12 protein-coding genes are annotated in these 12,487 nt (G+C 60.3%); 8 read left to right on the top strand and 4 right to left on the bottom strand.

The window, feature by feature from the left end; genetic code table 11:
* Positions 1 to 241 precede the first annotated feature (241 nt).
* A complete protein-coding gene (locus tag ACIOWA_RS07095; RefSeq protein WP_401158984.1) occupies positions 242 to 979 on the bottom strand; it encodes a thioesterase II family protein in 738 nt (245 codons plus the stop codon).
* A 129-nt stretch (positions 980 to 1,108) separates the two neighbouring features.
* On the opposite strand from ACIOWA_RS07095, the gene ACIOWA_RS07090 reads away from it, so the two are divergent.
* Positions 1,109 to 2,242 carry a cupin-like domain-containing protein gene (locus tag ACIOWA_RS07090; RefSeq protein ID WP_401158982.1) on the top strand — a complete coding sequence of 378 codons (1,134 nt, stop codon included), beginning with the start codon at positions 1,109 to 1,111 and terminating at the stop codon, positions 2,240 to 2,242.
* A 20-nt stretch (positions 2,243 to 2,262) separates the two neighbouring features.
* On the opposite strand, the gene ACIOWA_RS07085 is transcribed toward ACIOWA_RS07090, so the two are convergent.
* Positions 2,263 to 3,435 carry an MFS transporter gene (locus tag ACIOWA_RS07085; RefSeq protein ID WP_401158979.1) on the bottom strand — a complete coding sequence of 391 codons (1,173 nt, stop codon included), beginning with the start codon at positions 3,433 to 3,435 and terminating at the stop codon, positions 2,263 to 2,265.
* A 175-nt stretch (positions 3,436 to 3,610) separates the two neighbouring features.
* Between ACIOWA_RS07085 and ACIOWA_RS07080 the strand changes: the two genes are divergently transcribed.
* The 3 genes from ACIOWA_RS07080 (at position 3,611) to ACIOWA_RS07070 (ending at position 6,871) form a co-directional block, all read left to right on the top strand.
* Complete coding sequence (locus ACIOWA_RS07080; protein WP_401158977.1) at positions 3,611 to 4,411, top strand: glucose 1-dehydrogenase; 801 nt, start codon at positions 3,611 to 3,613, stop codon at positions 4,409 to 4,411.
* A complete protein-coding gene (locus ACIOWA_RS07075) occupies positions 4,404 to 6,230 on the top strand; it encodes a glycoside hydrolase family 15 protein (protein WP_339464952.1) in 1,827 nt (608 codons plus the stop codon). Before ACIOWA_RS07080 ends, ACIOWA_RS07075 begins: the two co-directional genes overlap by 8 nt.
* A 251-nt stretch (positions 6,231 to 6,481) precedes the next feature.
* Complete coding sequence (locus ACIOWA_RS07070; protein ID WP_339432432.1) at positions 6,482 to 6,871, top strand: hypothetical protein; 390 nt, start codon at positions 6,482 to 6,484, stop codon at positions 6,869 to 6,871.
* Between the two features lie 12 nt (positions 6,872 to 6,883).
* Here ACIOWA_RS07070 and ACIOWA_RS07065 read toward each other — a convergent pair whose 3' ends face one another.
* Positions 6,884 to 7,867, bottom strand: coding sequence for a GlxA family transcriptional regulator (locus tag ACIOWA_RS07065; RefSeq protein WP_401158975.1), 984 nt, complete (start codon positions 7,865 to 7,867; stop codon positions 6,884 to 6,886).
* A gap of 89 nt (positions 7,868 to 7,956) precedes the next feature.
* Between ACIOWA_RS07065 and inhA the strand changes: the two genes are divergently transcribed.
* From inhA to ACIOWA_RS07045, 4 genes are all read left to right on the top strand, one after another.
* Positions 7,957 to 8,643, top strand: coding sequence for an isonitrile hydratase (gene inhA / locus ACIOWA_RS07060; RefSeq protein ID WP_401158973.1), 687 nt, complete (start codon positions 7,957 to 7,959; stop codon positions 8,641 to 8,643).
* A gap of 172 nt (positions 8,644 to 8,815) precedes the next feature.
* Entirely contained in the window at positions 8,816 to 9,607 is a 792-nt protein-coding gene (locus tag ACIOWA_RS07055) for a CPBP family intramembrane glutamic endopeptidase (RefSeq protein WP_339432435.1), read from the top strand.
* A gap of 101 nt (positions 9,608 to 9,708) precedes the next feature.
* Positions 9,709 to 11,274 carry a PAS domain-containing methyl-accepting chemotaxis protein gene (locus ACIOWA_RS07050; RefSeq protein WP_339432436.1) on the top strand — a complete coding sequence of 522 codons (1,566 nt, stop codon included), beginning with the start codon at positions 9,709 to 9,711 and terminating at the stop codon, positions 11,272 to 11,274.
* A 333-nt stretch (positions 11,275 to 11,607) separates the two neighbouring features.
* A complete protein-coding gene (locus ACIOWA_RS07045) occupies positions 11,608 to 12,081 on the top strand; it encodes a hypothetical protein (RefSeq protein WP_339432437.1) in 474 nt (157 codons plus the stop codon).
* Positions 12,082 to 12,148: 67 nt separating this feature from the next.
* Here the strand turns inward: ACIOWA_RS07045 and ACIOWA_RS07040 are convergent, their stop codons facing one another.
* On the bottom strand, positions 12,149 to 12,457 hold the full coding sequence (locus ACIOWA_RS07040; protein WP_401159062.1) for a DUF6124 family protein: 309 nt from the start codon (positions 12,455 to 12,457) through the stop codon (positions 12,149 to 12,151).
* Between the last annotated feature and the right edge of the window lie 30 nt (positions 12,458 to 12,487).

Below are 12,487 nucleotides of genomic sequence, written 5' to 3'. Positions count from 1 at the left end.
TTCTCAGCATCCGGATCAGTAGGCAGGCAGCACAAAGGCACGTCGTCCCTATAAAACGAATGCAGACCGGAAAAATTAGCGAATGAGAACAACTGTCAGGCGGGAAGCAGAACGGGGATTTTTCAGTTAATACAAATCAAATGTGGGAGGGGCTTGCTCGCGAATGCGCTTATCAGTCAGCAATACATCAACCGAAACACCGCATTCGCGAGCAAGCCCGCCCCCGCAGGTATTGCCGTGATCATGCGGTTGCGGCGCTGGCATGCCGGCGATGATGCAGGTCGAGTTGATCCTTGATCACCTTCAGCACCCTGGCCTCATGTTCATGAATGAAAAAGTGCCCACCGGCGAGCATGTCCACCGAGAAGCTGCCACGGGTTTCCTTGCTCCAGCCGATCAACTGCTCGGCGGTGGCGCGGTCAGCCTTGCCGCCGAACACATGCACCGGGCAATTGAGCAGTGGTCGCCGTAACGGCTCGAATCTGCCGCAGAGCTGGAAGTCCGCGCGCAGGATCGGCAGCGTCAGGCTCATCAACTCCGCGTTGGCCAACACTTCTTCGCTGGTGCCATTGAGTGTGCGCAATTGATCGATCAGCTCGGCGTCGGTTTTCGGCTCGGCAAACCCGCGATCGTAATCGGCGCGCATCGTCGGCGCTGCCGTGCCCGAGGCGAACAGTGCAACCGGTTCTGGGCAACCGAGGGCACGCAAGGCGTGCGCCATTTCGCAGGCCAGCAACGCGCCAAGGCTATGGCCGAACAACGCGTAAGGCGTCTTGAGTGTCGGGCACAACTCTTTAGCCAGTTGCCTCGCCAGTGCACGCATGTCGGTGTGCAATGGCTCACCGAAACGTGCGCCGCGCCCCGGCAGCTCTACAGGTTGCAAGTGCAGCCATTGCGGCATCTTCGGCCGCCAGCGGCTGTACACCATGGCACTGGCGCCGGAGTACGGCAGGCACAGCAGGGTCAGCTTGGTCACCATGCGCTCCTCAAAAAAACTATCCGTAGTGAGAAACGGATTGCGCCCTGAACAAATTAGTCGCCAGCCAGTAAATCCTGCATACAGGCGCTCGTTAACTGTTCAGACCAAAACCAATAATGAGGATTCACCGTGGACCTGCAGCGCATTCTGGGCAAGTTGTTCGCCAATGCCGGTGCCGTCGGCATCGAAGGCGTTTTCCAATTCGTGTTTGGCCCGCAGCAGGCCTACTGGTCCGAGGTCAAGGCCAGCAGCCGCACTGTGCCGGGCCGACATGCCAGCCCCGATGTGACCATCGAAGTCGCCGAGTGTGATTTTCTCGGGATCATGGGCGGCATGGCCAACGTCGAAGAACTGTTCGCCAGCGGTCGCCTGAGGATCGGCGGCAACATGGGCATGGCGACGCTGCTGCCGCAGATCATCGAGCATGCGATGCACGGTGGCCCCGTGACGGAAAAGGTCGACATGAACAAGCGCTATCCGACCCCGCCGCGCTTCAGTGAAAAACTCACCGCCAGCCTGCCGACACAGATCAGCATCGAGCGACGCGCGCGCAACGAGTTGTCGGTCAGCGAATTCAAAAGCAAGTACTTGCCTAACGGTATTCCCGTGGTGATCAGCAACGCGCTGCACGACTGGCCGTTGTTCAAACTCAGCCGCGAAGAATCGCTGGTGCATTTCGCCGAACTGCAAGGCATCACTCGCCATGGCGATTACGTGAAGAAAACCTTCTCTACCGAACGTGATTTCCGTTCGACATCGATGGCCGACTTCATCGCCTCGCTGGACACGCCAGCGGCCAAAAGTGCAGACGGTGAACCGCCGGCGTACATGGGCAACAACATTCTGCCGACGCAATTGATGCAGCAGATCCAATACCCGCCCTACTTCGATGCCACGCTGTTCATCCCGCCACGAATCTGGATCGGCCCCAAAGGCACGCTGACGCCGTTGCATCGCGACGACACCGACAATCTGTTTGCTCAGGTCTGGGGGCAGAAGACGTTCACCCTCGCCGCGCCTCATCACCGTGAAGCGCTGGGCACCTGGTCGACGGCGCCCAAGGGCGGTCTGGATGGCTGTGACTTCAACCCGGATGCGCCGGACTACGAACGCTTCCCGGCGGCGCGGGATGTGACATTCCTGCGGGTGACGCTGGAGGCAGGGGACCTGCTGTTCTTGCCGGAGGGCTGGTTCCATCAAGTGGTGTCGGTGTCGACGTCGCTGTCGGTGAACTTCTGGGTCAACTCGGGGCGCGGTTGGTGACCGCGCCCACAAGGACGAGCTCATTTCAAATGTCGGAAGCTCTGCACCGCCGAAACCAGCACCACCGCTCCGGCCGCAATCGCCAGCCAGAAACCGCTACGCGCGCCAAAGGCATCCACCAGCGCCCCGGACCCGGCAGCACCGACAGCGACGCCGATGCTCAGACCGGTCACCAGCCAGGTCAGCCCTTCAGTCAGTTTGGCCGGCGGCACAATACGCTCAATCAACGCCATCGCCACAATCAGCGTCGGCGAGAAGAATAGCCCGGCGATAAACACCGCCACCGACAACCCGAAAATATTGCTCGCCAGCAGCAGCGGCAAGGTTGTCACCGCCGTCGCCATACCGCCATACAAAAACAATCGCGGCAACGGCAGTTTCGAACGCATCGCACCAAACGCGATCCCAGCCAGGCACGAGCCGATGGCGTACACCGACAGCACAATGCTCGCCGCGGCCGGCTGCCCTTGATGCTGGGCGAACGCGACGCTGACCACATCGATCACGCCGACGATGATGCCCATGGCGGTCATCAACAGCAGCAACCATTGAACGTCCGTCGAGCGAATGATCGAGCCTTGGTGATGGGATGCGTGGGGATGCACCGCCGGCTCGGTGCTGCGCTGGGCCACGAACGCCGTTACGCCGATCGCCAACATCAACAACGCCGCCAGCGGCCCGGCTTCGGGAAACACCGCCACGCACAATCCCACCGACAGCGGCGGGCCGACGATAAAGCAGACTTCATCGAGCACAGACTCCAGCGCATACGCGGTCTGCAGTTGTGGCTGGCCGCGATAGATTTGCGTCCAGCGCGCGCGCACCATCGCCGACATGCTCGGCATGCAACCGGCCAACGCGGCGAAGATGAACAGCGTCCAGGTCGGCGCCTGCAACCGCGTACACAGCAACAACATCAACAACGCCCCGCCACCGATCAATGCCGACAGCGGCAAAACGCGCCCCTGACCAAACCGATCGACCAGCCGCGACACCTGCGGCGCACAAAACGCGGTGGCCAAGGCAAACGTCGCCGCCACCGCACCCGCCAGCGCATACCCGCCCTTCAACTGCGACAGCATGGTGATCACGCCGATGCCCGTCATGGAAATCGGCATACGCGCAATCATCCCCGCGAGCACAAAATTTCGGGCGCCGGGGGCATTGAACAATTCGCGGTAAGGGTTTGCCATCGGTTGCAGCCTCATCAGGGGCGGCCAAGTTGCCATAAAGGCTGATGAGCGTGGAAGCGGGGAATTGTTGGTGGAGTGTGAAAGCCTTCCTATCGTTTATTTCATGTTCGTCGATGAACTCTGGCCGCCGGCCATCAGTCAGCTAAATAAGCCCTCAATCCAGGCGCGACTTCGCATGCAGATTTCCCTCGCCCATCAAGTGGCACTCATCACCGGCGCCAGCTCCGGCATCGGTCATGCGGCTGCCAAAGCCCTCGCCGCTGCCGGCGCTGCGGTCGTCATCAACTACAATCGTCATGCCGAACCCGCCCAAGCGCTGGTCCGGCAGATCATCGCCGACGGTGGTCAAGCCCTCGCCATTGGCGCCGATGTGTCAAAAGAGGATGAGGTCGAACGGATGTTCACTGACACCCTGGAAGCCTTTGGCTCACTGGATATTCTGGTGGCCAATTCCGGCCTGCAAAAAGACGCCGCCGCCGTGGATATGTCGCTGGACGACTGGAACACGGTGATCGGCGTCAACCTCACCGGCCAGTTCCTCTGCGCCCGCGCCGCGCTGCGGATTTTCCAGCGCCAAGGTATTCGCGAAGGCGTCTCCCGGGCCGCTGGCAAGATCATTCACATGAGTTCGGTGCATCAGCGCATCCCATGGGCCGGGCACGTCAACTACGCGGCCTCCAAGGGAGGCGTCGATCAGTTGATGCAGACCCTCGCTCAGGAAGTCAGCCATCAGCGCATTCGCATCAACGGCATTGCGCCGGGAGCGATTCGCACGGCGATCAATACCGCGGCCACTGAAGGGGATGCCGGCGAAAAACTGCTCGAGCTGATTCCCTACGGACGTATCGGCGAAGCTGAAGACGTCGCCAACGCCCTGGTCTTCCTCGCCTCTGACGCGTCCGACTACATCGTCGGTACGACCCTGTTCATCGACGGCGGCATGAGCCTCTATCCGGAGTTTCGCGGCAATGGCTGAACATCATCAAGAACGACAAAGCCCGATCGACGCCCACGGCATCATCGGCGACATGCGCAGTGCGGCACTGGTCAACGACAAGGGCAGCGTGGATTTTTTCTGCTGGCCGGAGTTCGACAGCCCGTCGATTTTCTGTTCGCTGCTGGATACCCCTGAAGCAGGGATTTTTCAACTGGCACCGGACTTGCCCGATGCACGGCGCGAACAGATTTACCTGCCGGGCACCAACGTCTTGCAGACCCGTTGGCTCAGTGAGCACGCGGTGGTCGAAGTCACCGACCTGCTTCCCATCGGCGACAACGAAGATGACATGCCGGTACTCATGCGGCGGGTTCGGGTGGCCAGCGGTCAGGCGACGTTTCATATGCGCTGCGCCGTCAAGCATGACTACGCCCGCGCCGAAACGAGCGCCCGGATGGACAGGCAAGACGTGTTATTCAGTGCCAGCGGTTATCCAACCCTGCGGCTGGCTGCCGACCAGGCGCTGAACATTGACGCAGGCGCGGCTGTCGCAACGTTCACCTTGCAGCAGGATCAGCAAGCCTCATTCATGCTCGGTGAGAGCCAGGATCCTCGCTTTGCCGAAGGGGCCGGCAACCTGTGCATGGCGCGCACCCTGAAGTACTGGCGCGACTGGATCAGCCAGTCCAGCTATCGCGGACGCTGGCGCGAGATGGTCAACCGCTCGGCGCTGGCACTCAAGCTGCTGACCTCACGCAGACACGGCGCCATCCTCGCCGCCGCCACGTTCGGCCTGCCGGAAACGCCGGGGGGGTCGCGCAATTGGGACTATCGCTACACCTGGATCCGCGACGCCTCATTCACCGTATATGCGTTCATGCGTCTTGGCTTTGTCGGGGAAGCCAACGACTACATGCGCTGGCTGCGTGGCCGGGTCAGCGATGGCCACGGCAAATCGATGAAACTGAATATTCTTTACGGTATCGACGGGCGCCAGCGGTTGCCGGAAACCGAGCTGACTCACCTGTCAGGTCACGGCGGCGCCCAGCCCGTGCGGATCGGCAACGAAGCCTACGACCAAATCCAGCTCGACATTTTTGGCGAGTTGATGGACGCGGTGTACCTGGTCAACAAGTACGGCGATGCGATTTCTCACGAGGGCTGGAATCATGTCCGGCAAATAGTCGACCGCGTCTGTGAGACTTGGCAGAACAAAGATGTAGGAATTTGGGAAATGCGCGGTGAGCAGCATCATTTTCTGCACTCACGGCTGATGTGCTGGGTAGCGCTGGATCGCGCGATTCGCCTGGCTTACAAACGCTCGCTGCCCGCGCCATTTGCGCGATGGGATCAAACCCGACAGGCCGTTTATAGCGACATTTGGGAAAACTTCTGGAACGAAGAACATGGGCATTTTGTTCAGTACCAGGGCGGCACCGCGCTGGACGGCTCGATGCTGCTGATGCCGTTGATGCGCTTCGTCAGTGCCAAGGACCCGCGCTGGCTGGCAACGCTGCAAGCCATCGAGAAAAGCCTGGTGCGCGAAGGCATGGTCTATCGCTATCGCAACGACGACAACGGCATTGATGGCCTGCCCGGCACCGAAGGCGCGTTCGCCGCCTGCTCATTCTGGTACGTCGAATGCCTGGCGCGCGCCGGGCAAGTGGACAAAGCGCACCTGCAATTCGAACAGTTGCTGCGCTACGCCAACCCGCTGGGGCTGTATGCCGAGGAGTTCGACACCCATGGACGCCACTTGGGCAACACGCCACAGGCGCTGACACACCTGGCGTTGATCAGCGCGGCAAGTTTTCTGGATCGTCGTTTGAGCGGAGAAAAGAATGCTTGGCAGCCGTAATGTCGTCAGAGGCTGTCGGAAATTTCACTCAAATAACCCTCGCTGTAGGACTAAAACCCGCCACTGATGCAGGAAAGTCCTGTCCCTGCGGCGAGGGACTACAAATACTCAACAGCCCTTGATCCATCCTCCCCCTGCAACTTGCACTTACACCCCGAAATACCTTGTTGCCAGCTGTTTAATCCGCCCCTACCATCCACCGCAACGGGCACAGCGGAGCTGTCCAACAAAACCCGATTCAAGGAACCAGAATGACCCACCACGTCCAGCGCACCATCGACTCGCCCCTGCGCACCGGCCTGACCCGCACTCAACTGTGGGAGGCCGACGACAAAGGCCTGATCAAATGCTGGGAAATCGGCCGCCAGCGCGCCATCCGTTTCCCCGAACTCGCCCAACAGTGCCTCGCCGACGAATTGCCGGTACTCGGCTGGAAAGGCGGCGTCAGCCGTAGCTTGAAGAAAAGCGAGAAGTACGGCTCGCTCAAATACCTCGCCCAGTGGCAGGGGTTGCGCGGGGAAGACCTGGATATTCACTTGAGTGAAGAACGCTCGCTGACCTGTTCGCGGACAAAGATGCGGGTCACGTTTACCCCGGATCGGAGCAAGTATTTCAATCAGGTGGCGGAAGCTGAAGCCTGACCGGGCCAACGCTCAGGGCAGTGCTGGATCTTTTGCAGCACTGACCGAAAAGCGCTCCCGATAAGCCTGCGGCGTCACGCCAATCGCCCGCAGAAAACTGCGGCGCAGCGTCTCTTCACTGCCAAACCCGCAGTGGGCGGCGATGCGTTTGACCGGCAAGCCCGTATCACTGAGTAACCGCCTCGCCGTTTCGACGCGAATCAGCTCAATCGCCCGCGCCGGGGTCTGGCCGGTGTCGGCGCGGTAGTGGCGCACGAAGCTGCGCTCGCTCATGCCCGCCTGCTCGGCCAGGGTCGGCACGCCTAAATCGCAGGTCAGGTTCTCGGCGATCCAGGCATGCAAGTCATCAAAGCGATTGCCCTGATTTTGCAACGCAAGCGTCACGCTGAACTGTGACTGCCCGCCCGGGCGTTTGAGGAACACCACCAGATGCCGGGCGACGTCCAGCGCAATCTCGCGACCGAGGTCTTGCTCGACCATCGCCAGTGCCAGATCGATGCCGGCGGTGACGCCGGCCGAGGTCCAGACCGGGCCGTCGTTGATGAAAATCGGATTGGCCTCGACCTGCAGTTTCGGGTGCTGCTGCGCCAGTTGTTCGCAACGGGTCCAGTGGGTGACGACGCGACGACCGTCGAGCCAGCCACTGGCTGCGAGCAAGAAAGCCCCGGTGCACACCGAAGCCACGCGCCGACATTTCGCCGCGTGTTCGCGCACCCAATCCACCAGCGCCACATCTTCAGCCGCCGGATAAATGCCCCAGCCGCCCGCAATGATCAGCGTGTCGCTGGGCTCTTGCGGTAGCGGTTCGGCCAATATCGCCAAGCCTGCCGACGACATCACCGCCCCGCCCTCGCGGGCAATCACCGTCGGCGCATACGGAATCGGCAAACCGCGCTGGCGGGCAATGTCGTTGGCCGAGGCGAATACCTGCAAAGGCCCTGTGACGTCGAGGATCTGCATGTTGGCAAACGCGAGTACGTGAATGGCTTTGGGCATTTGGCGTAATTCGTGGGGTAATTGGCGTATACGCCAGAACCTACGCGCCTACAGTGAAGCCGTCCACCCCTTCAATGGAGAAAAACACCATGACGTTGCAGATCGGTTTTCTATTGTTCCCGCAGGTTCAGCAACTCGACCTGACGGGCCCGTATGACGTGCTCGCTTCGCTGCCGGATGTGCAGGTGCACCTGATCTGGAAGGATCTGATGCCCATCACCGCCAGCACCGGTCTGCTGCTCAAACCGACCACGACGTTCGAAGACTGCCCGGATCTGGATGTGATCTGTGTGCCGGGCGGTGGCGGCGTCGGGCCATTGATGGAAGACGAGCAGACCCTAGCGTTCATTCAACGCCAGGCCGCCCAAGCGCGTTACGTGACCTCGGTGTGCACCGGTTCGCTGGTACTCGGCGCCGCCGGTCTGCTGCAAGGCAAGCGCGCCACCACGCACTGGGCGTACCACGAGTTGCTGCCAACCTTGGGCGCGATTGCGGTGAAGGAACGGGTGGTGCGTGACGGCAATCTGTTCACCGGGGGCGGAATTACGGCCGGGATCGACTTTGCGCTGGTGCTGGCGGCTGAACTGGTCGATGCCGAAACGGCACAACGGGTGCAACTGCAACTCGAATACGCGCCCGCACCGCCGTTCAACTCCGGCTCTCCTGACACCGCACCGAGCGCAATTGTCGACCAGGCCCGTCTGCTCGCCGCGCCATCGTTGAAGCTGCGCACAGAAATTACCGAACGCGCAGCGGCAAAACTCAACCTGCGCTAATCCCCCTGCCCCCCGGTGGAATACAAATCCCCGGTGGGAGCAAGCCCCACATTGGGATTTGTGTTTGGCCAATGGCTTTGGTGCTGTCCCGGTTTCTCACTTCACCTTCACTTGTCCCCCGCCGCCCGTCCGTGTAGAAAGCCCCTCCACACCCTCTGCACAAGGACCCTCCATGAAGTCTCTGCCATGGTTCTATCTGGCACTGCTCGGCCTCGGCTACGGATTGGCGCTGAGCCTCGGCCAACTCGGCTGGCTGGCATTGATCTCGATCGCGCTTCTGTTATTCGCAGGCTTCGCCGTACGCCAGCAGCAGGTGCCGGTCGGACGTTATCTGGGGCATGGTCTGTTCATTGTTTTGGCCGTGGCGCTGGCCCTGCACTGGCTGCCCGGCTTCTATAACGGCCGGGCCATCGCCCCGCAACGCTTCACCGACAACGCCGTGCCGTTTTCGATGTACCTCAATCTCGACAAACCGCTGATCGGTTTCTGGCTGTTGCTGGTGTGCCCGTGGATTGTCGCGCGGCGGTCGTTGCGCCTGACGGTCTACGCCACTGTTTTGGCCCTGACCTTGAGCGTCATTCTGGCTTTGGGCGGCGCGATGTTGCTCGGCGTGATCGCCTGGGCGCCGAAATGGCCGGATCCGGCGTGGCTGTGGGTGTTGAACAATCTTCTGTTGGTGACACTGGTCGAGGAAGCGTTGTTTCGTGGCTATATACAGGGCGGTCTGAGCCGACACTTCAAACACCTGCCTTATGGCGAAAACCTTGCCCTGCTAGTGGCTTCATCGCTGTTTGCACTGGCGCATATCGGCGCAGGCTGGACATGGGTGTTGCTGGCGGGTTTGGCAGGTGTCGGCTATGGTCTGGCCTACCGATTTGGCGGACTCGGTGCGGCGATCGCCACACACTTCGGACTGAACCTGCTCCATTTCGGCTTGTTCACTTATCCGATGCTCGCTGGCTGAAGCAAGAGCCGTTTTGCGACGCCGTACTTAAAACTGAAAAAAAACTTCAATAAAAAGCTGACAGCGCCGACAACCTTTCAAAGCCTTGCGGATTGAAAAACATGCGTAACAACCAGCCCATTACACAACGCGAACGGACCTTTCCGGCTCAGCAACGGTTGATTTCCACAACCGACGCCAAAGGCATGATCACCTACTGCAACGACGCTTTCGTCGAGATCAGCGGGTTTTCGCGTGAAGAATTGATCCGTGCGCCGCATAACCTGGTCCGTCACCCCGACGTGCCGGCGGCGGTGTTTTCGCACATGTGGGGCACACTGAAACAAGGCTTGCCATGGATGGGCATTGTCAAGAATCGCTGCAAGACGGGCGACCACTACTGGGTTAACGCCTACGTGACGCCGGTGTTCGATGGCAGTCAAGTGATCGGTTACGAGTCGGTGCGGATCAAACCCACTGCCGAACAGATCCGCCGTGCCGAAGCGCTCTACCAACGCATCAACCAGGGCAAGTCGGCGATCCCTTCCAGCGATAAATGGCTACCCGTGCTGCAAGACTGGCTGCCGTTCATTCTGGTCAGCCAACTGAGCTTCGTGATCGGCGCGACCCTGAACTCGCACTGGGGCTTTGCCCTGGCGGCCGGTTTGTCGGTGCCGTTGGGCCTGATGGGCCTGCAATGGCAGCAACGCGGGCTCAAACGCCTGTTGCGCCTGGCCGAGCAGACCACCTCCGACCCATTGATCGCACAGATGTACACCGACAGCCGTGGCGCCCAAGCGCGTCTGGAAATGTCGATCCTCAGCCAGGAAGCACGCCTGAAAACCTGCCTGACCCGACTGCAGGACACCGCCGAACACCTGACCGATCAGGCCAAGCAGTCCGACGCTTTGGCGCACAACAGCTCCAGCGGCCTGGAACGTCAGCGCGTGGAAACCGAACAGGTCGCCACCGCCGTCAACCAGATGGCCGCGACCACGCAGGAAGTGGCCAGCCATGTGCAGCGCACCGCCGACGCTACCCAGGAAGCCAATCGCCTGACCGGTCGCGGTCGTGACATCGCCGGTGAAACCCGCGAAGCCATTCAGCGCCTGTCCGTTGTCGTCGGGGAAACCGGTCTGACCGTGACCCAACTGGCCAAGGACAGCGACGAAATCGGCGGCGTGGTCGACGTGATCAAAGGCATCGCCGACCAGACCAACCTGCTGGCGCTCAACGCCGCCATCGAAGCGGCCCGTGCCGGCGAAATGGGCCGTGGTTTTGCCGTCGTGGCTGACGAAGTGCGCCAACTGGCGCAACGCACCAGCGAATCCACCGGGCAGATCCACACCCTGATCGCCAAATTGCAACAGACCGCCAGCAGCGCCGTGCAGACCATGGAAGCCGGGCATCGCCAGGCCGAAGAAGGCGTGGCACGGGTGCTGGAAGCGGATCAGGCTCTGGTGGGCATCAGCGAGGCGGTGGCCAACATCACCGACATGACCACGCAGATCGCCGCCGCGACCGAAGAGCAAAGTGCGGTGGCTGAAGAAATCAGCCGCAACATCAGCAATATCTCGGAACTGGCGGATCAGACCTCGGAACAGGCGCATAACTCGGCGCTGCTGAGTGAAGAGCTGACCAAGACTGCCAATACGCAGTATTCGCTGGTGGAGCGGTTTAACCGCTGACAATCAAAAGATCGCAGCAGCCTCTACACCGATCTCTGGAGCTGCCGAAGGCTGCGGATTTTTGATCTTGCTTCATTAAAAAACCCGGACAGCGAAAGCTTCCGGGTTTTTTATTGTGGTGAGACCTACCCCAACCCTCTCCCCCAAGGGGGTCTGGTCAAACGATCCTGGACCGTGTATCTCGCGACCTGGACATTTGTACTCAGCGCCCACACTTACGCGTGGTCGTCCAGCTGTCAGGTTTTACAGTAGACACGCGTCCATAAAATCACCATCAATGGGCACTCAGGTGTTTTCGCCGGTCTTTGTTCATTCCCCAAGAAGGATTTCATCATGAGCGCCAAGTGCATTTTCATCCCGAAGCAAAACAGTGTTCAGCCCGCCACCCATGATTTTCACTGGAGTTTCAACGCGGGCCCAATCTACGCTCAAGACAGCTCGTTTCACTACAGCGTCTTCCCGCCGACCGGCAAAGAAAGTTGGGTGTTTAGCGGTTCGACCGGGACGGGGGAGGAGGAAAACTATTTCGCCTTGCTTTTGAGCGTGCCTTACCTGGACGAAGACTTGATGGAGTACACCTACAAACTGAATGACGGCCAAGGGTTGCATGTTTCCCATATCCATTCGATACCGGCCCCACCGGGTTTCACCGGATTCGCAACTGTCGATGCCGATGATGCGGAGCTCACGATCAGACTGGATCGGAAAACAGGCACGGTCACCGGCAATTTCACCGCAACATTCAAATCCGCTGGGTATCGCTTAAAGCCGGACGGCACGTTCAAACTGACAAGAACCGATCAATAAATCAGCATCAGACATTACGGTTTATGCCCGATGAGCGGGGCAAGCGCCCCACTCATCATCTTCGCCGCTATGACGGCAAACGGAGTTTATCCAATAGCCGATTGACCGACAGTTCGTTCAGCATGATCACCTGTTGCAGCGCCAGTAGCGGTTTGCGCTCCGGGCCGCCCACCGAGCTGGCGATATTACCGGCCATGGCATGGGCGTTTGAAAGCGACTCGCAGGCCTCGACGCGCGGGGGTTCGTCATCCAGCGTGGGGGCGACGAGATAGACGGGGCGAAACCTGGGCGAGCTTGGCAGGGTCGCCAGGGGGAGTGTCAGATTTTTTGTGTGCGGGCCGGTAACGGCCTGCCGTAAGGCAAGCCCTTCTTTCACCAGTTCAACCTGGTAAATCGATCTCCATAA

This window comes from Pseudomonas sp. NPDC087614, assembly GCF_044743485.1.
Lineage (GTDB): Bacteria > Pseudomonadota > Gammaproteobacteria > Pseudomonadales > Pseudomonadaceae > Aquipseudomonas > Aquipseudomonas baetica_A.
The sequence above is the reverse complement of the archived record's forward strand: the minus strand, read 5'-3'. Positions and strand labels throughout refer to the sequence as shown.

Coding starts and splice junctions, on each gene's coding strand:
- inhA (WP_401158973.1), top strand. CDS start 7,957: ATGACGTTGCAGATCGGTTTTCTATTGTTCCCGCAGGTTCAGCAACTC.
- ACIOWA_RS07065 (WP_401158975.1), bottom strand. CDS start 7,867: ATGCCCAAAGCCATTCACGTACTCGCGTTTGCCAACATGCAGATCCTC.
- ACIOWA_RS07080 (WP_401158977.1), top strand. CDS start 3,611: ATGCAGATTTCCCTCGCCCATCAAGTGGCACTCATCACCGGCGCCAGC.
- ACIOWA_RS07070 (WP_339432432.1), top strand. CDS start 6,482: ATGACCCACCACGTCCAGCGCACCATCGACTCGCCCCTGCGCACCGGC.
- ACIOWA_RS07050 (WP_339432436.1), top strand. CDS start 9,709: ATGCGTAACAACCAGCCCATTACACAACGCGAACGGACCTTTCCGGCT.
- ACIOWA_RS07085 (WP_401158979.1), bottom strand. CDS start 3,435: ATGGCAAACCCTTACCGCGAATTGTTCAATGCCCCCGGCGCCCGAAAT.
- ACIOWA_RS07075 (WP_339464952.1), top strand. CDS start 4,404: ATGGCTGAACATCATCAAGAACGACAAAGCCCGATCGACGCCCACGGC.
- ACIOWA_RS07095 (WP_401158984.1), bottom strand. CDS start 979: ATGGTGACCAAGCTGACCCTGCTGTGCCTGCCGTACTCCGGCGCCAGT.
- ACIOWA_RS07045 (WP_339432437.1), top strand. CDS start 11,608: ATGAGCGCCAAGTGCATTTTCATCCCGAAGCAAAACAGTGTTCAGCCC.
- ACIOWA_RS07055 (WP_339432435.1), top strand. CDS start 8,816: ATGAAGTCTCTGCCATGGTTCTATCTGGCACTGCTCGGCCTCGGCTAC.